The 19,809-nt window shown below is 73.0% G+C and carries 17 protein-coding genes; 14 read left to right on the top strand and 3 right to left on the bottom strand.

The features are described from left to right. Positions 1–40 precede the first annotated feature (40 nt). From ACFC0Z_RS07160 to ACFC0Z_RS07095, 14 genes are all read left to right on the top strand, one after another. Positions 41–1,591, top strand: coding sequence for an anthranilate synthase component I family protein (locus ACFC0Z_RS07160; RefSeq protein WP_376433691.1), 1,551 nt, complete (start codon positions 41–43; stop codon positions 1,589–1,591). After that, a complete protein-coding gene (locus ACFC0Z_RS07155) occupies positions 1,588–2,208 on the top strand; it encodes an anthranilate synthase component II (protein WP_376433689.1) in 621 nt (206 codons plus the stop codon). Before ACFC0Z_RS07160 ends, ACFC0Z_RS07155 begins: the two co-directional genes overlap by 4 nt. A gap of 337 nt (positions 2,209–2,545) precedes the next feature. Then, positions 2,546–3,967: a phenylacetate--CoA ligase family protein gene (locus ACFC0Z_RS07150; RefSeq protein WP_376433687.1), complete on the top strand. Its 1,422-nt coding sequence runs from the start codon at positions 2,546–2,548 to the stop codon at positions 3,965–3,967. After that, on the top strand, positions 3,951–4,622 hold the full coding sequence (locus tag ACFC0Z_RS07145; RefSeq protein ID WP_376433685.1) for a hypothetical protein: 672 nt from the start codon (positions 3,951–3,953) through the stop codon (positions 4,620–4,622). The genes ACFC0Z_RS07150 and ACFC0Z_RS07145 overlap by 17 nt, the downstream gene beginning before the upstream one ends. Before the next feature lie 68 nt (positions 4,623–4,690). After that, positions 4,691–5,980 (top strand): amidohydrolase family protein, encoded by a 1,290-nt coding sequence (locus ACFC0Z_RS07140; protein WP_376433683.1) that lies wholly within the window; start codon positions 4,691–4,693, stop codon positions 5,978–5,980. Continuing rightward, positions 5,980–7,242 carry an MFS transporter gene (locus ACFC0Z_RS07135; RefSeq protein WP_376433681.1) on the top strand — a complete coding sequence of 421 codons (1,263 nt, stop codon included), beginning with the start codon at positions 5,980–5,982 and terminating at the stop codon, positions 7,240–7,242. Before ACFC0Z_RS07140 ends, ACFC0Z_RS07135 begins: the two co-directional genes overlap by 1 nt. Positions 7,243–7,421: 179 nt before the next feature. Continuing rightward, on the top strand, positions 7,422–8,195 hold the full coding sequence (locus ACFC0Z_RS07130; RefSeq protein ID WP_376433679.1) for a B3/4 domain-containing protein: 774 nt from the start codon (positions 7,422–7,424) through the stop codon (positions 8,193–8,195). Between the two features lie 72 nt (positions 8,196–8,267). Next, positions 8,268–9,494: an ATP-grasp domain-containing protein gene (locus ACFC0Z_RS07125; RefSeq protein WP_376433678.1), complete on the top strand. Its 1,227-nt coding sequence runs from the start codon at positions 8,268–8,270 to the stop codon at positions 9,492–9,494. A gap of 3 nt (positions 9,495–9,497) precedes the next feature. Next, on the top strand, positions 9,498–10,865 hold the full coding sequence (locus ACFC0Z_RS07120; protein WP_376433676.1) for an MFS transporter: 1,368 nt from the start codon (positions 9,498–9,500) through the stop codon (positions 10,863–10,865). Between the two features lie 9 nt (positions 10,866–10,874). Beyond that, the gene (locus ACFC0Z_RS07115) at positions 10,875–12,179 is read left to right on the top strand and encodes a TrpB-like pyridoxal phosphate-dependent enzyme (RefSeq protein ID WP_376433674.1); all 1,305 of its coding nucleotides are present in this window, start codon (positions 10,875–10,877) and stop codon (positions 12,177–12,179) included. A 70-nt stretch (positions 12,180–12,249) separates the two neighbouring features. Next, the gene (locus ACFC0Z_RS07110; protein ID WP_376433672.1) at positions 12,250–12,972 is read left to right on the top strand and encodes a flavodoxin family protein; all 723 of its coding nucleotides are present in this window, start codon (positions 12,250–12,252) and stop codon (positions 12,970–12,972) included. A 46-nt stretch (positions 12,973–13,018) separates the two neighbouring features. Next, on the top strand, positions 13,019–13,363 hold the full coding sequence (locus ACFC0Z_RS07105; RefSeq protein WP_376433670.1) for a cupin domain-containing protein: 345 nt from the start codon (positions 13,019–13,021) through the stop codon (positions 13,361–13,363). After that, positions 13,360–13,707: a chorismate mutase gene (locus ACFC0Z_RS07100; protein ID WP_376433668.1), complete on the top strand. Its 348-nt coding sequence runs from the start codon at positions 13,360–13,362 to the stop codon at positions 13,705–13,707. The genes ACFC0Z_RS07105 and ACFC0Z_RS07100 overlap by 4 nt, the downstream gene beginning before the upstream one ends. After that, a complete protein-coding gene (locus ACFC0Z_RS07095) occupies positions 13,704–15,173 on the top strand; it encodes a UbiD family decarboxylase domain-containing protein (RefSeq protein WP_376433666.1) in 1,470 nt (489 codons plus the stop codon). Before ACFC0Z_RS07100 ends, ACFC0Z_RS07095 begins: the two co-directional genes overlap by 4 nt. Here the strand turns inward: ACFC0Z_RS07095 and ACFC0Z_RS07090 are convergent. Genes ACFC0Z_RS07090 through ACFC0Z_RS07080 form a run of 3 tightly spaced genes read right to left on the bottom strand, consistent with a single transcriptional unit; the run spans position 15,115 to position 19,627 of the window. Beyond that, entirely contained in the window at positions 15,115–16,629 is a 1,515-nt protein-coding gene (locus tag ACFC0Z_RS07090) for a PLP-dependent aminotransferase family protein (protein WP_376433664.1), read from the bottom strand. The genes ACFC0Z_RS07095 and ACFC0Z_RS07090 overlap by 59 nt on opposite strands. A gap of 43 nt (positions 16,630–16,672) precedes the next feature. Next, positions 16,673–18,298, bottom strand: a complete 1,626-nt coding sequence (locus tag ACFC0Z_RS07085) for a peroxidase family protein (RefSeq protein WP_376433662.1) — start codon at positions 18,296–18,298, stop codon at positions 16,673–16,675. 3 nt (positions 18,299–18,301) lie between these two features. Beyond that, the gene (locus ACFC0Z_RS07080) at positions 18,302–19,627 is read right to left on the bottom strand and encodes a cytochrome P450 (RefSeq protein WP_376433660.1); all 1,326 of its coding nucleotides are present in this window, start codon (positions 19,625–19,627) and stop codon (positions 18,302–18,304) included. Between the last annotated feature and the right edge of the window lie 182 nt (positions 19,628–19,809).

Raw genomic sequence — 19,809 nt, 5'->3', positions numbered from 1 at the left:
CGTCGTACGAGGGCAGGGTGCCGCGGGGGATCCGGCCGCCGTGCGGGTACGAGTGGTCCGCGAAGCACTCCCGCCCGTCGACGCGCTCAGCCTCTACACCGCTCTCGCCGAGACCCGCGAACACGGCGAGGTCTACCTGTTCGAGAGCCTGGACGGACCGGACCGCGACCGGCACTTCGCCGCCGTCGGCTGCGGACGCCTCGCCGAACTCCGCGTCTTCGCCGGGCACGTGGAACTCGTCGCGGACGGCGAACTCGGTGACGCGCTCGCCGCGGCCCTGACCGCCGCCGCCGGCCCGCCCGTCCACCCCGTACACCCCGGGGACCCCGTACACGCGGGGGAGTCCGGCCGGCGCTGGGCCCTTCGCGACCCGCACGCCGTGTGGCCCCTGCTGCACGCCGTCCAGGGCTGCTTCGACGTCGACACCGACGTGCCCACGGGCACCTTCGCCTTCGGCTTCCTCACCACCCTGGCCTACGAGGCGGCCTGGTCCATGGAGGACCTCCCCGCCCCCCGCGAGGCCGGACCGGAAGCACCGCGCCTGACCCTCACCCTCTACGCCGACACCGTCTGGTACGACCTCCGCGACGGCGGGGTCCACCACCTGCGGGCCGAGGGCCCGCTGCTCCCGGCGGCCGACGACGGCCACGAACCGCTGCGGACCGTCGTGGACCGGGTCAACGCCGAGAACGCCACCACCGAGAACGGCACCGCCGGGCACGGCACCGCAGCCCCCGTGCCGACGGCCCCCGCGCCGCTCTCCGTGCACGACACCGTCGACGAGGAAACGTTCCTCATCCGCGCCAAGCGGTGCCTCGGCCACATCGAGATCGGCGACGCCTACCAGATCCAGATCGGCCACCGCATCGACGTGGAGAGCGCGTTGACCCCGCTGGAGGTCTACCGCCGGCTGCGCCACCGCAACCCGTCCCCGTACATGTACCTCGTCCCCTGGGCGGGCCGGACCGTGATCGGGGCCAGCCCCGAACTCTTCGTCCGCATCCAGGACGACACCATCTCGATGCGCCCCATCGCCGGCACCACCCGGCGCGGAACCGACCCGGCCGACGACGAGCACCGCGTGGCCGAACTGCGCGCCAGCGCCAAGGAGCAGGCCGAGCACGTCATGCTCGTCGACCTCTGCCGCAACGACATCGGACGCGTCAGCGTGCCCGGCACGCTGCGCGTCGAGACGATGATGGAGGTCGAGCCCTTCGCCTACGTCCACCACCTGGTCTCCACCGTGGCCGGCCGGATCCGGCCCCGCACGGACGTGTGGACGGCGATCAGCGCGACCTTCCCCGCCGGGACCATGACCGGAGCGCCCAAGCTCCGCGCCATGGAGATCATCGACGAGATCGAGGACCACCCGCGCGGCATCTACGCCGGCGCCCTCGGCCTGATCGACGTACGCGGCTTCTCCGTCCTGGCCCTGTGCATACGCACTGTCGTCCACGACGGCGTCCGCTACAGCACCCAGGCCTCGGCCGGCATGGTCGCCGACTCCGACCCGCGCGCCGAATGGCGCGAGACGCTGGCCAAGATGACCCCCGCCTACTGGGCGCTCACCGGCGAGGAGCTGCTGAAGTGAAGGTCCTCCTCGTCGACGCGTACGACAGCTTCAGCCACATCATCGACCAGTACCTCCTCACCCTCGGCGCCGAGACCGAAGTGGTGCGCTCCCGTACCCGTACCGTGCGCGAACTCGTGGACTCGGCGCCCGACGCCGTCGTCCTGGGCCCCGGCCCCGGCCATCCGGCGGCCTCCGGGCACGTCGAACTGGTGCACGCCTTCGCCGGCCGGGTGCCGCTGCTCGGCGTCTGCCTGGGCCACCAGGCCATCGGGCTCGCGTACGGAGCGCGGATCGCCGTGGCCAAGCACCTCATGCACGGCAAGACCAGCCCCGTGGAACACAACGGGGAGGGCGTGTTCCAGGGCGCCGCGCAGCCGCTGACGGTGACGCGCTACCACTCGCTGATCGTCACCGACCCGCCCGCGGACCTGACCGTGACGGCACGGTCCCTGGACGACGGCTACGTGATGGGGGTGCGCCACCGCACGCTCGACGTCGAGGGAGTGCAGTTCCACCCCGAGAGCATCATGACCCAGGACGGGATGGCTCTCTTCCGTAACTTCCTGGACCGGGTCGACGACGTCAACGGCCTTATGGGTGTCGGCATGGCCGACACCACCCGCGCCACGGCCTGACCGCCCGCTCCCCGCCCTCATCCAGCCCCTCCGGCGTCTGAGGCGCGGGGTCCGGGGCAGCGCCCCGGTTCCGGGAAGGGGCGGGGTGGGGGAGAGGCCCGCCGCAGGCGCCCCGCTTCACGCGCCCCGCCCCGCTTCGCCGCGCCTCACCCACCCGCACCGCCCCACGAAGACCCGCACCGCCCCGCGAAGGCCCGCACCGGCCCGCACGCCGCCCTCGGCATGCCGCCGGCACGCCGCCGCGTCCTGCCGCCGCTGCCAGGCCGCGCCCCCCGCCGACCCCATCAAGGCCGCGCACGCGACTCCGCGCTGCTCACGACGAGAGGATTCCCACGCCATGTGGCTGCCCACCCAGGGCCCTGCGGCCGAGTTCACCGACCGCTACCTCGCACTGCACCGCGCCTTCTACGCCCGGACGCTCACCGACGCCGCCCTCGCCGACTGGCGCACCCGCCAGCTCCGTACGGTGCTCGACCAGGTCACCACCGGATCGCCCTTCTACGCACGCCACTTGAAGGGGGTCGAGCCCGCCGAGGTCACCCCGGACGACCTGTCCGCGCTGCCCTACACCACCAAGGCCGACCTGCGCGAGGAGATGCTCGACGTCCTCAGCCGGCCCCTCGCCGACGCCCTCTTCTTCTACGAGACGACCGGGACGACGGGCCGGGCGACCCCCTGTCCGCGCGACGGCCGCGAGATCGTCGCCAGCAACGCGCACGTCACCGAGTCCTGGGCGTCGATCTTCCGCCACCACTTCGGCGAACACGCCCCGCGCATCGGCCTGATGGGCCCCACCGAGGTGCACTCCTTCGGCGACACCCTCGGCGACATCGCCCGCAACACCGGCTCGCTCAACGCCAAGATCTGGCCCTACTCGCCGGTCATCGGCTTCGAGAAGGCCCTCCAGCTGATGAAGGACCTCGACCTGGAGGTCATCTGCTGCACCCCCGGCGTCGCCCTCACCCTCGCCAAGGCCGCCACCCACTACGGCTACGACCTGCGCCGCGACTTCGGCGTCAAACTGCTCTTCGTCACCGGCGAGATGTGCACCCCCGCCCTCGCGCACAACCTGGAATCGGTCTGGGGCGCCGACGTCTACAACATCCTGTACGGCTCGCAGGAGGCGTTCGTCATCGCGACGGCCTGCCGCAACAAGCGCATGCACCTCTCCCAGACGAACTACCTCGTCGAGGTCGTCGACCCCGAGACCGAGCTGTCGGCCGGACCGCGCGGCACCGGCGAGCTGACGGTGACGATGCTGGTCGACGGCGTGAAGCCGCTCGTCCGCTACCGCACCGGAGACGTCGTGGTCGTCGAGGAGTCGGACTGCGACTGCGAGATGCCCGGCGACCTCGTCCGGATCGTCGGACGCACCCTGGACCGGCTCGAACTGGGCACCCGCCGGTTCACCGCCGGACAGATCGAGACGGCCGTCCTGACCGGGGTCACCGGATCCGCCGGCTACCAGGTGGTCATCGACCACGACGCCGACGGACAGGACCACCTCACCGTCCGCCTCGAACTCCTCGACGGACTCGTGCCCGACCCGCGGGCCCTCGCCGACGCGGTGCGCGAACGGGCCGCCGAAGCCCTCGGCGTCCCTGTGACCGTGGAGCTCAGCGACGGCCTCGACCCGATCGTCAGCACCGGCGCCTTCGTCAGCTGGAAGGCCGCCCGCATCGTCGACAAGCGCACCGAACCCGACCACGAGACCCGAGTGGCCCGAAGGATGGCGGCGAACCGTGGCTATGAAAACTGACGCGGCGGCCACCGCCACCTCTCCCGACACGCTCGCGGCGGAGTACGGAGCCCGGTGGAGCGAGCTGACCAGCCGCTGGGCGGCCCGCCCCGGGACCACCCTCGCCACCCTCGGCCCCGCCGGGACCTCCAGCGAACTCGCCGCCCGGTTCCTCGCCGCCGAACACGGCCTGTCCGTCGAACTGTTCGCCACCTTCGACGAGGTCCTCGACCACGTCATCGGGCACAAGGCCGACCTGGCCCTGGTCCCCAGCGCCTACGGCGGCCTCACCCGCTTCCACTGGCACCGCGACCTGAGCCTCCAGGGCTTCTTCCCGATGGCCACCCCCGAGTACGGGATCGCCTCGACGACCGGCGGCCCGCCCGCGCCCGGCGAGGGCCCCGTCACGGTCGCCGCCATGTGGGAGGTCCGCCGGATCTACGCCGAGGTCGTGCCGGACGAACTGGCCGACCGCGAGGTCACCTGGGTGGACGCCCCCTCGACCCAGGCCGCCGCCGAGGCCGTCGCCGCCGGCCACGCCGAGCTCGCGGTCACCAACACCCCCGGAATCCGCGCCCACGACCTGCGCTGGCTGGCCGTCCGCCCCGGCGCGGAGATCATCTGGACCCTCTTCAGCCGGGCCGACCAGGACCCGCCCACCGCCCCGCGGAAGTAGTCCACCCGTACCCGTACCGAACCCGTACCCGTACGCAGCCCACACGCAGTCCACACGGGAGTGACGACGTGCCACGCAAGACCCTGCTCCACCGCGCCACCGTCCAAGAGGGCCTGGGCCGCGCCTCGCTGCCCCGGCGCAGCGTCCTGCTCGACGGCGACCGCGTCGAGGCGGTCCTCCCCGAGGACCTCGCGCCCCTGCACGCGCCCGACATCGACGTCCTCGACCTCGACGGCCGCACCGTCATGCCCGGCATGACGCTCGGCCACACCCACATCGCCTACCTGAACGTCCTCGACGGCCGGGAGATGCTCTTCAAGCACTCCGTCCCCGAGGTCACGCTCGCCGCCGCCCGCAACGCCACCGCCCTGCTCGCCCTCGGCTACACCGCCTTCGTCGGCGCAGGCTCGGTCGCCGGGATCGACATGGCCCTGCGCAAGGCCGTGGACTCCGGCGACCTCCTGGGCCCCCGGATCACCCCGTGCAGCCGCGACCTGATGGTCTCCGGGCCGCCCGAGCGCCGTAACCCCGAGGTCGCCAAGCGCATCCCCACCGACCTGATGCGGCTGGCCGACACCCCCGAGGAGATGGCCCAGTACGTCGCGGGGGAGATCGCCCAGGGCGCCGAGATCGTCAAGGTCTTCTCCTCGGGCGACGACACCTTCCCCAACGGCCGCTCCCACGAACTCCTCTTCACCCCCGAGGAGCTGATCGTCGCCGCCCGTACCGCCCACGAGCACGGGGCGAGGATCCGCGCCCACTCCCGGGGCCTCGCGGGCATCCGCAACGCCATCGCCGCCGGCGTCGACGTCATCGACCACGCCACCTACGCCGACGACGCCGCCCTCGACGCCATCGCCGAACGCGGCATCTTCGTGGTGCCCAGCCTCTACCAGCCGCACATGCTGCTCACCACCGGCACCGAGCACGGCAAAACGACCGAGTACCTGGAGAGCCTGGAGTTCGAGGCCGAGGTCGCCAACTCGCTGCGCATCCTGCCGCTCATGGTCGAACGCGGCATCCCCGTCGTCGCCGGCGACGACTTCGGCTTCGCCTGGACCCCGCACGGCACGTACGCCAAGGAACTGGAGCTGTACGTCACCATGGCGGGCATCCCCGCCCCCACCGTGCTGACCTGGGCGACCGCGAACGGAGCCCGGCTCGCCGGCCGCGGCGACGAGGCCGGGACCGTCCAGCCCGGACGGCTCGCCGACCTCGTCGTCACCGACGGGGACCCGGCCGCCGACATCACGGTCCTCACCCGCCCCGACGCGATCGAACTCGTCCTCCTCGGCGGCGCCCCGGTCGCCGGAGACCCCGACGCCTTCCGCGTCCGCACCGCAGCGAGGGCCGCCTGATGACCCCCACCAACCCCACCAACCCCAGCAGCCCTGCGGGCCCCGCCGCCGCGCCCCGCGCGGCCCTGCCCGTCCTGCCGGTCCTGGCCGTCGGCGCGTTCGCCATCGGCACCGACACCTTCGTCGTCGCCGGAGTCCTGCCCGAGGTCGCGAGCGGCCTCGGATCGAGCCTCGCCGACACGGGCTGGGTGAGCACCGCCTTCGCGCTCACCTACGCCGTCCTCGCCCCCGTCCTCGGCGCGCTCACCGGCCGCGTCGACCGGCGCACCGTCCTCGTGGTCTCCCTCGCCGTCTTCACCCTCGGCAACATCGCCTCCGCCCTCGCCCCCGGCCTCGGCACCCTGCTCGCCGCCCGGATCGCGACCGCCGCCGGCGCCGCCCTCTACATCCCGGCCGCCTCCGCCAGCGCCGCCGCGCTCTCCGCGCCCGAGCGGCGCGGCCGGGCCATGGCCGTCGTCCTCGGCGGACTGTCCGCGGCGACCGTGGCCGGAGTGCCGTTCGGCACCTGGCTCGCCGCCGACCTGGGCTGGCGCGCCACCTTCTGGCTGCTCGCCGGCGTCGGCGCCGTGTGCGCCGCGGCCGTCGCCCTCGCGCTGCCCGCGGTACGGCTGCCCGCCGCACCCGGCCTCGCGGCCCGCCTGGCACCCGTCCGCGACCCGCGCGTCCTGTTCGCCGTCCTGACCACGCTGCTGTTCATGACCGGCGGCTACCTCGCCCTCACCTACATCGGCGCCGTCCTCCAGCCCGCCACCGGCGGCTCCGGCACCACCCTGGCCCTGCTGCTCCTCGTCTTCGGCGTCCTCGCCGTCACCGGCACCCTGCTCGGCGGCCGCGCCACCGACCGCTGGGGCCCCGTCCCCGTCCTGCTCGTCTCCGTCGCGGGACTCGCCCTGGTCCTCGCCACACTGCCGCTGACCCGGGACGCGCTGCCCACCGCCGCCCTCGCCATGGGCCTGTGGGGCGTCACCGCGATGGCCACCCAGCCGCCGCAGCAGCACCGCCTGTTCGCCATCGCCCCCACCTCCGGACCGCTGCTGCTGTCCCTGAACTCCTCCGCCACGTTCGCCGGGATCTCCCTGGGCGGCTTCATCGGCGGCCTGGTCCTCGCGGACGGCGGCCCGGGCCCGCTCGGCGTCTACGGCGCGGCCCTCGCCGCCCTCGCCCTGGTCACCACCCTGATCGGAGCCCGCGTCACGGCACCCGCCCCCGCCCCCGCCGCACAGGCACCGGAAGCACCCGAACCGGCGGCCAAGACCGGCTGACCAGGGCGGCCACCTCGCCGCCGGCCCCCGGAAGCGGCCTCACGTAATTCCCGGGAATTGGCCACAACCGGGAGGCCACCGGCTCCCTACCGTCGTACCTGTCAGCGGACCACCGCCACCCACCGGCGGACCACCGCACCCGGCCACCAGCACGGAACGAACGAAGGATCACCACCTCCATGGACAGCGCCAGCGCCCCCGGTTCCCGCAGCCTGACCGTCACCATCGACGCCCGGCTGACCGAGCGCGTGCCCGGCTACGTACTCGGCCTCATCGCCGTACCGGACATCGACGTCGTCCGGCACGACCCCGGGACCGACGCCCGGCTCACCGACGCCGAGGACGCCCTGCACGCGGCCCGGCTCGAGAAGGCCGACGTCTCCGCGCTGCCCGCGATCGCCGCCTGGCGCGACGCCTACCGGGCCGTCGAGGTGAACCCCAACCGTTTCCCCTGCGCCGCCGAGTCCGTCCTGCGCCGGGTCGCCAAGGGCGACCGCCTCCCGCGGATCAACGCCCTCGTCGACCTGTGCAACGCGGTCTCCCTGGACAGCAGGCTCCCGGTGGCCTCGTGCGACGTCGGCGACATCGACGGCGAACTCGCCGTCCGGCTCGCCGACGGCACCGAGACCTACCTCCCGCTCGGCGCGCCCGACGCACCCGAGCAGCCCGAACCGGGCGAGGTCGTCTACGCCGACGAGCAGGGACGCGCCCACTCGCGGCGCTGGAACTGGCGCCAGAGCGACGTGATCAAGACCGGCGTCGGACGGCGCCGCCTCCTGCTCACCGTGGAGTCGGCGCACGAGGGCGGCCGGGCCGACGTGGAGCGGGCCCTCGGCCTGCTCGCCGGGGCCCTGGCCGAACTCGGCGCCACCGCGCACCCCGCGCTGGTCCTCGACGGGTCCGAGCCGACCGGACAGCTGTTCACGGCCGCCCCGGCCGCGACGGTCCGCTGACCCCGCACACGCCCGGCGCGCCCGCACCCGCCCCGCGCGCCCGACGTGCCCGACTCGGATGAGGAGCCCCGCATGAACCCCGTGAACCGTTCCGTCCTGGTGGTCTACCGGCCCGCCGCCGGCCGCTACATCGCCCAGTTCCGCAGCGTCGTCGCCGCCGCCACCGCCCGCGGCGTGGAGACGGTCGTCCTGCTGCCCGCCGGCGAACACGCCCCCGAGGCCGACGGCCTGGCCCAGTACCACGCCGACCTGGACGACACCGCCGCCGTCCGCGCCGCGGTCGACCACATCGTCACCGGACACGCCATCGAGCGGATCTTCCCGCTCTTCGAGGGCGACGTCCTGCCCGCCGCCCGCTGCCGCCGGGACCACTCCATCCCCGGCCTCACCCCGGACCAGGCCCTCAACTTCCGCGACAAGAACGTCATGCACCGCCGCGCCGAGGAACTCGGCGTCCGCGTCGCCCGCTCCTGCCGCCCGGACACCGTCGGCGCCGTCGCCGAGTTCGCCGACGAGGTCGGCTACCCGGTCGTCGTCAAGCCCGCCGCCGGCTGGGCCTGCGGCAACACCTACCGCGTCGACGACCGCGCCGAACTCGACCGCGTCTGGGACGAGATGGGCGACGACCGGCACGAGTACCGGGTCGAGGAGTTCATCCGCGGCACCGAGTACCACGTCGACTCCCTCTTCCAGGACGGCAGCCCCGTCTTCGAACAGCTCTCCCGGTACACGTACGCGATCCTGGAGTACCGCGACGAGCCGGGCGGCACGATCTCCCGCAAGTACGACCTGACCCCGGCCGAGCAGCGCATCCTGGAACTCAACACCGTCGTCCTGCGCGGCTTCGGCCTGAGCACCGGCGTCGTGCACGCCGAGTTCTTCCTCCTCGACGACGGCGAGGTCGTCTTCGGCGAGGCCGGCGCCCGGGCCGGCGGCGGCTCCATCGTCCCCGCCATCGAAGCCGGCCGGGGCATCAACCTCGCCGGCGAGTGGTGCGCGCTCGAACTCGACGCCGACCACCGCCCGGCGACCCGCCTCGGCCCGGAGATCGGCACCGAGTACCTCGCCTCCGGCGCCTACGGCCGCATCACCGGCATCACCACCCCCGCCGAACTGACCGCCCTCGAAGCCGTCCTCGACGCCGACGTGTGGAAGGAGGTCGGCGACGTCCTCGCCCCGCCCACCCGCTCCAACGACGTCCTGGGCTGGTACGTCTGCGAGGGCACCGACTTCGAGGACGTCCGCGCCCGCTTCAAGACCGTCCGCGACACCTTCCGCGTCGAGACCGAGCAGGTCTGACCCATGTGGTGGACCCGGTTCAAGGAACTGCCCCTCCCGCTGCGGGTGCTCTTCCTCGCCTCCTTCGTCAACCGAGCGGGCATGTTCGTCTTCCCCCTGCTCGCCGTCTACCTCGTCCGGGGCGAAGGCCTGACCCCCGGCGGCGCCGGGCTGCTCATCTCGATCGGCTCCACCGGACTCCTCGTCGGCAGCCTGCTCAGCGGCCCCCTGTGCGACCGGCGCGGCCGCCGCACCGCCCTGCTCACCGCACTCCTGCTCAACGCCGCCGGATACACCGGCCTCGCCGTCCTCGGCGGCCCCCCGTGGACGTACGCGGTGCTCCTGTTCATCGCCCTGCTCGGCATGGGCATGTTCGGACCCGCCTCCAACACCCTCGTCGCCGACCTCACCACCCCCGAGCAGCGGCCCTTCGCCTACACCCTCAGCTACATCGGCAACAACCTCGGCATGGGCATCGGGCCGCTCCTCGGCGGCGTCGCGGCGGCCTACTCCTACGAGGTCATGTTCGCGGGCAACATCCTCGCGGGCCTGATCTGCGTCGCGATGATCACCCTGTGGGTGCCCAAGGACCGCATGGGCGCCGCCGCCGCATCCGCCGCCGGCGGAAAGCGCCCCGGCAAGACCCGCAACGGGCCGCTCGGACACACCCACGTCCTGCTGCTCGTCCTGGTCTCCTTCTTCTACGTCGTCCCGCTGATCGGCCTCGAATACGCCCTCCCGCTCGCCGTCACCACCGTCCTGAACGACTCCGCGAGCGTGGTCGGCGCCGTCTACACCATCAACAGCGTCGTCGTGGTCAGCCTCGGCCTCGTCCTGGAGAAGCACCTGCGCGGCCACGGCACCAAAGCGCTGCTCCTCGTCGCGGGCGTGCTGTGGGCGGCCGGCCTCGGCGTGATCGTCCTCGGGTTCTCCCTCGCGGCGATCCTGCTCTCCACCGTCGTCTGGACCCTCGGCGAGATCATCGTCTCCGTCGTCGTCCCCACCTACATCGCCGACCACGTCGACAAGCGCCGCGTCGGCGGCTTCATGGCCCTCAACGGCTTCGTCCTCGGCCTCGCCCGCCTCGTGGTCCCCGTCGGCCTCGGCGTCGTCTGGACCGCCGACGGCCACCAGCCCGTCTTCCTCATCCTGCTCGCCGCGCCGCTGGCCGGCATGGCGGCGTTCGCGCTGCTGCGCATCCGCCCCGCGCCCGCCACCGACGCCCCCGGCGCCACCGGCGACACCCCTGCCACCGACACCACCACCGCCACCGACGACACCGCTCCCGTCGGCGACACCTCCACCGGCACCAACCCGTCCACCGGCACCAACCCCGCTTCCGCCCTGTCCACCGCGGCGGAAGCACCCGCACCCGGCACCTCACACAGCTAGGAAAGTCCCATGCCTCAGACGAAGTTCCTGCTCCCCGAAGACAGCCTCCCCACCACCTGGTACAACCTGGTCGCCGACCTCCCCAAGCCGCTGGACCCGATGCTCCACCCCGGCACCCGCGAGCCGATCACCCCGGACGACCTGCGCGCGCTGTTCCCGGACGAGCTGATCTCCCAGGAGTTCACCACCGAGCGCACCGTGGACATCCCCGGCGCCGTCCTCGACCTGTACAAGCAGTGGCGGCCCAGCCCCCTCGTCCGGGCCCACCGCCTGGAGAAGGCCCTCGACACCCCGGCCCGCATCTACTTCAAGAACGAGGGCGTCAGCCCGGCCGGCAGCCACAAGCCCAACACCGCCATACCGCAGGCCTACTACGCCAAGCAGGCCGGCATCGGACGCCTCACCACCGAGACCGGCGCCGGCCAGTGGGGCAGCTCCCTCGCCCTGGCCTGCCAGTACTTCGGCATCATCTGCGACGTCTACATGGTCAAGGTCAGCTACGACCAGAAGCCCTACCGCCGCGGCCTCATGCAGACCTTCGGCGCGACCGTCACCGCCAGCCCCAGCGAGCTCACCGAAGCCGGCCGCGCCGCCCGCGCCGCCGACCCCGATTCCCCCGGCAGCCTGGGCCTGGCCATCTCCGAGGCCGTCGAGGCCGCCCTCACCAGCGGCGGCTCCGCCAAGTACGCGCTGGGCTCGGTCCTCAACAGCGTCCTGCTGCACCAGACGATCATCGGCCAGGAGGCCCAGCTCCAGATGGAGATGGCCGAGGCCTACCCCGACATCGTGATCGGCGCCGCCGGCGGCGGCTCCAACTTCGCCGGCCTCGCCTTCCCCTTCCTCGGCGAGCAGCTGCGCGGCGGCCGCCCCGTCCGGGCCATCGCCGTCGAGCCCTCCTCCTGCCCCACCCTGACCCAGGGCAGCTACGACTACGACTTCGGCGACACCGCCGGCCTGACCCCGCTCACCCGGATGCACACCCTCGGCCACGACTTCGTCCCCCCGAGCATCCACGCGGGCGGCCTGCGCTACCACGGCATGTCGCCCATCGTCAGCGCCCTGAAGGAGCACGACCTGCTGGAGGCCCGCGCCGTCCCGCAGACCGCCTGCTTCGAGGCCGGTGTCACCTTCGCCCGCAACCAGGGCATCGTCCCGGCCCCCGAGTCCACGCACGCCGTGCGCGTCGCCATCGACGAGGCGCTGGCCTGCAAGGAGACCGGCGAGGAGAAGACGATCCTGTTCTCCCTCTCCGGCCACGGCCACTTCGACATGCCGGCCTACATCGACTACTTCGCCGGAAAGCTCAAGGACTGATCCGACGGCGGGGGAGGGGCGGGCCCGACCAGCCCGCCCCTCCCGACGGCACACCACCCTGGGGGAACACATGCAGCACGCTCAAGGAACAGAAGGCGCACAGGACTTAACCGGAAACCGGCCCGTCATCCTCGGCATCTCGGGCTCCGAACGCGCCGGCGGCAACACCGACCTCGCCCTCGACTACGCCGGCGACCTGGCACGCCGGCGCGGCGCGGAGTTCCGCCAGATCCACCTGCGCGACCACCGCATCTCGCCGTGCAGCCCGTGCGGCGACTGCAACAGCCGGACGCTGCCGTGCGTCCTGCAGGACGACATGCCCGCCATCGTCGAGCAGATGACGCAGGCCGACGGGATCATCTACGCCGTCCCCGTCCACGGCTTCGGCCTCGCCCACCTCATGCAGATATTCATCGAACGGGCGGGCGTCGGCTTCCTGCGCTTCGACCGCCCGCTCGCCAACAAGGTCGGCGGGATCATCGTCACCGGCCGCCGCTACAGCGACGCCTCCGTGCACAACCAGATCGCCGACAACCTGCTCCTCAACCGGATGATCATGGTGGGCAGCGGCTTCCCCGCCGTGCTCCGCAACGCCTCCGGCGTCCCCGCCCTCAACGACCCCGAAGGCATCGACGCCCTGGAACGCATGGTCCACCGGATGATCGACATGACCCTGCTGCTGCGCCGGGCCCGGCAGAGCGACGAACCGTTCCTCCCCATCGAGGACCGCAACGAACGCGTCGAACGCCAACGCCAACACCCCGACACCTACGCCACCACCCGCACCACCTGAGCCACCACCCGCACCACCACCCGTACCCACCGAGGAGAACCCGCCCATGTCCACCACCGTGCCCGCCCTCGTCGGCATCGACTTCGACTCCATCCCCTGGGAGAAGTGGCACAAGCCCGGCGCCGACGGACGAGTCAAGATCGCCTACACCGGCGGCCGGCGGATCCGCCTCATGGAGCTCCCGGCCGGCTTCAACGAGGAGCACTGGTGCGAGCGCGGCCACCAGGGCTACGTCCTGCAGGGCGAGTTCACCATCCACTTCGACAACCGGTCGGTGCCCTGCCGCCCCGGGATGGGCTTCATCATCCCCGACGACGAGCGCCACCGTTCCCAGGGCGCCGAGGGCGAGCCCACCATCGTGTACGTGATCGACGAGGTCCCCGCCCCGTGACCGCCTCGGCCCGCATCGACGAACTCCGCGTCTCCATCGACGCGCTCGACCGCCAGATCGTCGCCCTCCTCGCGGCCCGTACCCGGGTGGTCCGGGAACTGACCGAGTTCAAGAACGACGAGGAGACCGTACGCTCGCCCGCACGCGTCGAGCAGGTCATCGCCAAGGTGCGCCGGCTGGCCGAGGAGGAAGGCATGCCGCCCGGCATCGCCGAGGCCGCCTACCGCACCCTCATCGAGGAGCTCACCCGCCTCCAGCTCGACCGGCTCGCCGAACGCCGAGCCGCAGCCACCACCACCGCCACCACCGCCACCACCGCCACCACCGCCGGGGCGGCGACGTGACACGCCGCCGCCTCGCGGACCTGCGCACCGCGCTCGCCGGGCTCGACCCGATGCCCGGCGAGCTGGTGCGGGAACAGCAGGAGGTCCCGGCCCGGTACGGGGTCGCCTCCCGGTACGCGAAGTGGGCCGGCACCCCGGCCCCGCCGCCGACCGGCCCCGGCCCCGCCGTCCTCTTCGAACGGGTCACCCCCGCCGCCGAGGACGCCGAGGCCCGGGCCGTACTCATCGGCCTGTACGGCACCCGCCACCGGGCCGCCGCCCTCCTCGGCACCACCCCGGCGCGCCTGCCGCACCAGCTCCTCGACGCGGTCGCCGCCCCCCTGCCCCCGGTACGGGTCCGCCCCGAGCACGCCGCGCCCCGCACCGACCTGCCCCCCGACCTCGACGCCCTGCCGATACCGGTCCTCACCGACCAGGACGCGGGCCCCTACCTCACCCTCGGCGCGGTCCTCGCCACCAACCCGGAGACCGGCGTCCGCAACCTCTCCGTGCACCGCATGTGCGTCCAGGGCCCCGACCTGCTGACCATCTGGATGGTCCCGGGACGCGACCTGGAAGCGGCGCACCAGGCGGCGCTCCGCCAGGGCCGCTCCCTGCCGGTCGCCATCCACCTGGGCCTGGGACCGGCCCTGATGCTCTCCTCCTGCTGCCCCACCTCCCTGGTCCCCGAGGAGCTCGACGAGCTCGCGGTGGCCGGCGCGCTGGCCGGCGCCCCGGTGGAACTGACCGACTGCCGCACGATCGACGCGGAGTGCGTCGCGCACGCCGAGTACGTCCTGGAGGGCGAACTCCTGCCCGGCCCGCTCCCGGAGAACCCGCGGGGCCCGGCCGCCACACCGGAGTTCCTCGGCTACCAGGGCCGGGCCCACCCGGGCCTGCCCACCGTACGGATCCTCGGCATCACCGCCCGCGAGGGCGCGATCCTGCAGACCGTCTCCGGCCCGGGCCACGAACAGTCCGTCCTCCTCGGCTTCGGCATGGAGGCCGCCGTCCTCGCCCACCTGCGCGCGCTCGGCACCCCCGCCACGGCCGTCCACGCCCACACCGCGGGCGGCGGCCAGCTCATGCTCGTCGTCCAGTGGCCCGGCAAGCGGTCGTCCGCCGACGACAAGGCCGTGCGGGAAGCGGCCGAGTCGGTCCTGGAGAACTTCAGGATGGCCAAGACGCTGATCTCGGTCGACGAGGACGTCGACCCGGAATCGGACGCCGACCTGTGGTGGGCGATGACCACACGGCTCCAGGCCGACCGGGACATCTCCGTCCTCCCCGACCGGGAGGGCTTCCCGCTCGACCCGACCCAGGACCCCGCCTACTCCGCGGCCCTGTCCGGGGTCGGCCGCACGGCGAAGGCGCACTTCGACTGCACCGTCCCGTACGAACACCTCGCCCGGTTCCACCGCCCGCGGTTCACCGAACCGAAGCCGCCTCGCGCACCGCGTCGGCCAGCAGCGCGACGCCCTCGGTGATCCTGGGGGCGGGCAGCGCGGCGTATCCCATCAGGAACGTCGGCTCGGCCGGAGGGCTCTGCACGAAGTAGCCGGACGCGGGGTAGACCCGTACCCCGCGCTCGGCCGCCAGACGCACGATCGCCTCCTCCCGGACCCTCGGCAGCCCGACCAGGGTCAGCAGCACATGCAGCCCCGCCGCCTCGCCCGAGATCCGCACCCCGGCCCCGAAATGCTCGTACAACGACTCCAGCAACTGCCTCCTGCGCTGCCGGTACAGCCGGGTCATGCGGCTGATGTGCCGCGCGTACGCCCCCGCGGAGATGAAGTCGGCGAGCGCCTCCTGAGCGACCGTCGGCGTCAGCCGGTCGGTGATCCACTTGATCCCCAGGAACGGCTGCACCAGACGCGGAGGCAGCACCGCGTACCCGATCCGCAGCGCCGGGAACAGCGTCTTGCTGAAACTCCCCACGTACACGACGGTGCCCCGGTGCCGTTCGGCCGCCAGCGCCGGCAGCCGCTGCTCGGTGAACGTGAACTCGTTGTGGTAGTCGTCCTCCAGGACCGTCGCCCCGTGCTCGTACGCCCACGCCAGCAGGGCACGCCGCCGGCTCCCGGACATGATCACCCCGGTCGGGAACTGGTGCGAAGGCGTCACGTACACCAGCTTCACCTGCCCCGGATCCCGCCCGTGGGCCCGTACGCACGCGTCGATGTCGGCGACGCGCAGCCCCTCGCCGTCCACCGGCACGGGCACCACCACGGCCTGCGAACACCCGAACACCTGCCGCAGGACGGTGTGGCTGGGATCCTCGATGACCACGACGTCCCCGGGCCCCACCAGCGTCCGCACCAGGATGTCCAGGGCCTGCGTGGCCCCGGCCGTCACCACGATCTGATCCGCGGACGCGTCCAGCGCCCGGCTCTGCCGTACGAGCGCCGCGATCTCCGCCCGCAACGTCGCGGCCCCCTCGGCCGCCCCGTACCCGAGCGCCGCGGCATCGGCCCGCCCGTACGCCTCGTGCATCGACTGCCGCCACCGGGCGACGGGAAAGTCCGACAGCGCGGGCGTCCCGTGCCGGAAGTCCACCCCGCCGCCGGGCAGATGCGCGGGAGCCGGCTCCCAGGGCTGCCACAGCGCGTCACTGCCGTCGGTGGCCCGGGGCGGCTGGGGCGACAACCGGCCGCCGCCCCCCGCCGCGACGGCCTCCCCGCCCAGCCCGGCCTGCTCGGCGACCCGCGTCCCCGACCCCCGCCGGGCCTCCAGCACCCCCCGGGCCGTCAACACCTCATAGGCGCGCGTCACCACGGTCCGCGACACACCCAACTGCCGCGCCAGCTCCCGGGAAGCGGGCACACCCTCCCCGGCCCGCAGCCGCCCGGCCCGCACCAACGCGACGACCTGGTCGCACAGTTGCTGCTGCAGGGGAGCGCCGCTCTCCCGGTCGAGCACGATCAGCAACTCCGAAGAACCCACAACCACCCACCCCCGGCCTCCCAACCTACCGCCCCAGGTCAGGTCACCGGACGGAGGGAACGGCCGTCAGGGAGACCGTGAAACGCCTGCCGGGCGCCTCCGGCAGGTTGCGGTGCACGAGCTGGGCGAACGAGCGGGTGTCGCGGATGATCCCCATGCCGAGAGCGGAGAACGTCTGCGGCGTGAACAGCCGCGGCGCGAGAAGCGGGTTGTTGAGCGCCTCGGAGAACGCGTCGACCGAGATGATCCGCTCCAGCAGCCGCCCGAACAGCGCACCGGGACCGGGCTCCTCGGCGAACATGCCCACGAACAGGTCCACGTCGTCGACACTGCGGTAGACGGCGCGCAGCCCCTCCTGCACCTCGGGAGAGCCGGAGATCTGCCCGACGTCGGTGACGGCGGGGAAACCGTAGTGGCGGCGGTAGGAGTTGTACGTGGCGACCTCGAGCTTGCGGCCGACCCTGATGCTCCGCTCCTCGATCGGAAGCAGCAGCGGGTCGGTGTTGAACAGGCCGGAGCGGCCCGCCCGCTGGGCGGACAGATCGTCGATCAACGGGCCGAGACCCCGCTCGGTGACCAGACGGCCGTTGGCGATCGTGTGCGCCAGCGGCACCTCACGGCCGTCGATCCGGTAGGTGGACGGCACCAGGCTGTGCCAGCGGTAGACGAGGCTGAACTCGATGGTGGCCCAGTTCTCGCGGTGCCAGACACCCTTGTCGGTACGGACCGGATCGAGGAGGAAGTCGAAGTGGTACGGCGTGATGTGGTTGATGTACTCCTCCAGCATCAGCCGGATCAGCAGCACCACCAGCACGTTCCGGGTGGTCTGGAACAGCCGCTCGTCGTCCCAGCCGGGATGCTCCTCGGCCAGCAGGCCGGCGATCCGGTTGTGCTCCCGCAGGAACAGCACGTTCATCACCATCGGACCGAGGTGCGCGTGCACCCGGTCGCCGCCGCAGGCGAACAGCGAGTCCCGCAGCTCCGCCGGCACCTCCTCGAACCGGACCGGCCGCAGCGCCCGGAACTCCTGCGTGATCTCCCCGCCGGAACACAGCAGCGGCGGGAACTCGCCGCCGTCGACCACCCGCGACTTCAACCGGCCCGCCTCGAAGGCACGCAGACAGTCCGTCACCTCCTCCCGGTCCCCGTACAGCTGCGACAGGTCGATGGTGTGCGGCGAGTCGGTGCGGCGCGGATCACCGGTGGCGGCGTGACCCCGCAGGAACCCGTCGGTGAACCACTGCGCGAACGCGGGCAGCAGGGCGCTGGAACGCTCGCAGTACGTGGTCGCCCCGGTGCGCCGGAACAGCTCGGCGACGTGCTCCGGCGCGGGAAGCCCGGGCCGCGGCGCGGCGGGCGGCAGGTGCCGGCCGACGTAGGAACGGTCGGTCAGCGAAGGCCAGGTGGTGTACGGGGACCGGGTGCTGAGCGGGTTCGGCCGGGGCGGCGCCTTGAGGACGGCCTGGTCGATCAGGGTGGCGTTGATGGTCCGGCGCAGCCTCCGGGTACGGCCCACGGCCTGCCAGAGCCTGCCGTAGTGGGTGAGCAGATGCGTTTCGAGGCGGTTGCGCCGGCCGTCCCGGGACAGGTCGCGCGGCCCCGCGCGGCCGTCGCGGGCAAAGCCCTCCGGTACGGGACCGGTGCGCGGGGTCGGTTGCGTGGTGGTCATCCGTCAGCTCCTCACGGTGGGGCCGGTGGAGCCGGCGGGGTCGGCGGGCTCCGCAGGGTCGGCGGGGCCGGTGGAGACCGGATAGTGCTGGGGGTAGGGCGTTCCCGCGTAGTCCATGTCCCGCTCGCGGCCCGGCAGCGGCCGCAGACCGGGCCGGAGCAGCACCTGGCGCACCAGCTCGGGCAGCGCCACCTCGGCCGAGTACCGCCCGACGCAGTCGTGCGCGCCCCGGCTCAGGAGCAGATGATGCTCGGCCGGACGGCCGACCCGGAACCGGCCGGGATCGGCCACCACCTCCTCGTCGAACATCGCGGAGGCCAGACAGGCGTGCACCACGCTCCCCGCCGGCAGCACGGTCTCCCGGGGCGTCCCGGCCGCGAGCACGTGGTCGCGCACACTGAGCCGGACGGTCGAGGGCACGTACGGATGGAAGCGCAGCGCCTCTTGGACGTACCCGTCGAAGGCGGCGGGATCCGGTTCGCCGGCGGCGCGTTCGGCCTCGGCCAGGACGCCGGGCTGCAGGGCCAGCTCCTTGAGCGCGGTGGCGACGCACTGGCTGTAGTTCTGCTGGCTGCCGATCAGGAAGCCGACCAGGTTGGCGTTGACCCGCTCGTCGTCGAACCCGGCGTCCACCGGGGCGTCGCGCAGCATCCGGCCCAGCACGTCGTCGGTCCGGTCGCCCGAGGCGCGCCTGCGGGCGATCACCTCGGCGACCAGGTCGTGCAGCTCCTTCCCGGCCGCCACGCCGTCGGCGTGCACCTTCGGGTCCTGGCCGGGATTGACCAGAGCGGCCCACTGCATCCGCCGGGACAGGTCGTGCAGCACCATCGGGTCGATACCGGTGAACCCCAGGTACTCGACCGCGAGGCGGGCCGCGACGGGAGCGGAGTACCCCTGGATCAGGTCGATGGTGGACTCGCCCCTTTGCCGGGCCCCGGCGAGGACCTCGTCCAGGGCGGCGGCGCCGAGCCGGGCGGCGAGTTCACGGACCCGGGGGGCGTCCGCGGGCCGCAGCACGGTCTGCGCGAAGCCGCGCTCCTGCCAGTGCACGTCGGCGCCGTCCCGGGAGAGCATGAACGGGGAGCCGAGGACCGCCTCCAGCGAGGGCCGGTGCGCGCCGACGGTGAACACCTCGGGGAGCTGGAGCACCTCCAGCACGTCCGGGTAGCGGGTGACGAACACGCCGGCAGGGGTGGCGAACACCGGCCGCAGGGCGCGGAGCTCGGAGAAGACGGCGGCCCGGTCACCGGTGAGATGCCGGCGCAGCAGCGCGACCCGGGCCGTGGGCTCGGTGTCCGGGACGGCGTCGTATGCGGCGATGAAACTCATGGGAGGGCTCTCCGGAGGCTGATCGGCAGGGCCCTAGACATTCCAGCTTTCCCCCGGACCCACCGCACCCGCAGCGGATCGTTCGAGTTACCCGCCCCTCACACGCCGTGCCCGCCTCCGCACGCTCCGGTGGCAGCCGCCGACCCGCTGGACAAGGATGACGGCAGGCCGGAGGCCGCGCT

Origin of the sequence: Streptomyces sp. NPDC056144, from assembly GCF_042264145.1 — a bacterium.
GTDB lineage: Bacteria > Actinomycetota > Actinomycetes > Streptomycetales > Streptomycetaceae > Streptomyces.
This window is presented reverse-complemented; position numbering and strand designations above follow the sequence as displayed.

Coding starts and splice junctions, on each gene's coding strand:
- ACFC0Z_RS07150 (WP_376433687.1), top strand. CDS start 2,546: ATGTGGCTGCCCACCCAGGGCCCTGCGGCCGAGTTCACCGACCGCTAC.
- ACFC0Z_RS07135 (WP_376433681.1), top strand. CDS start 5,980: ATGACCCCCACCAACCCCACCAACCCCAGCAGCCCTGCGGGCCCCGCC.
- ACFC0Z_RS07130 (WP_376433679.1), top strand. CDS start 7,422: ATGGACAGCGCCAGCGCCCCCGGTTCCCGCAGCCTGACCGTCACCATC.
- ACFC0Z_RS07125 (WP_376433678.1), top strand. CDS start 8,268: ATGAACCCCGTGAACCGTTCCGTCCTGGTGGTCTACCGGCCCGCCGCC.
- ACFC0Z_RS07120 (WP_376433676.1), top strand. CDS start 9,498: ATGTGGTGGACCCGGTTCAAGGAACTGCCCCTCCCGCTGCGGGTGCTC.
- ACFC0Z_RS07115 (WP_376433674.1), top strand. CDS start 10,875: ATGCCTCAGACGAAGTTCCTGCTCCCCGAAGACAGCCTCCCCACCACC.
- ACFC0Z_RS07110 (WP_376433672.1), top strand. CDS start 12,250: ATGCAGCACGCTCAAGGAACAGAAGGCGCACAGGACTTAACCGGAAAC.
- ACFC0Z_RS07105 (WP_376433670.1), top strand. CDS start 13,019: ATGTCCACCACCGTGCCCGCCCTCGTCGGCATCGACTTCGACTCCATC.
- ACFC0Z_RS07085 (WP_376433662.1), bottom strand. CDS start 18,298: ATGACCACCACGCAACCGACCCCGCGCACCGGTCCCGTACCGGAGGGC.
- ACFC0Z_RS07080 (WP_376433660.1), bottom strand. CDS start 19,627: ATGAGTTTCATCGCCGCATACGACGCCGTCCCGGACACCGAGCCCACG.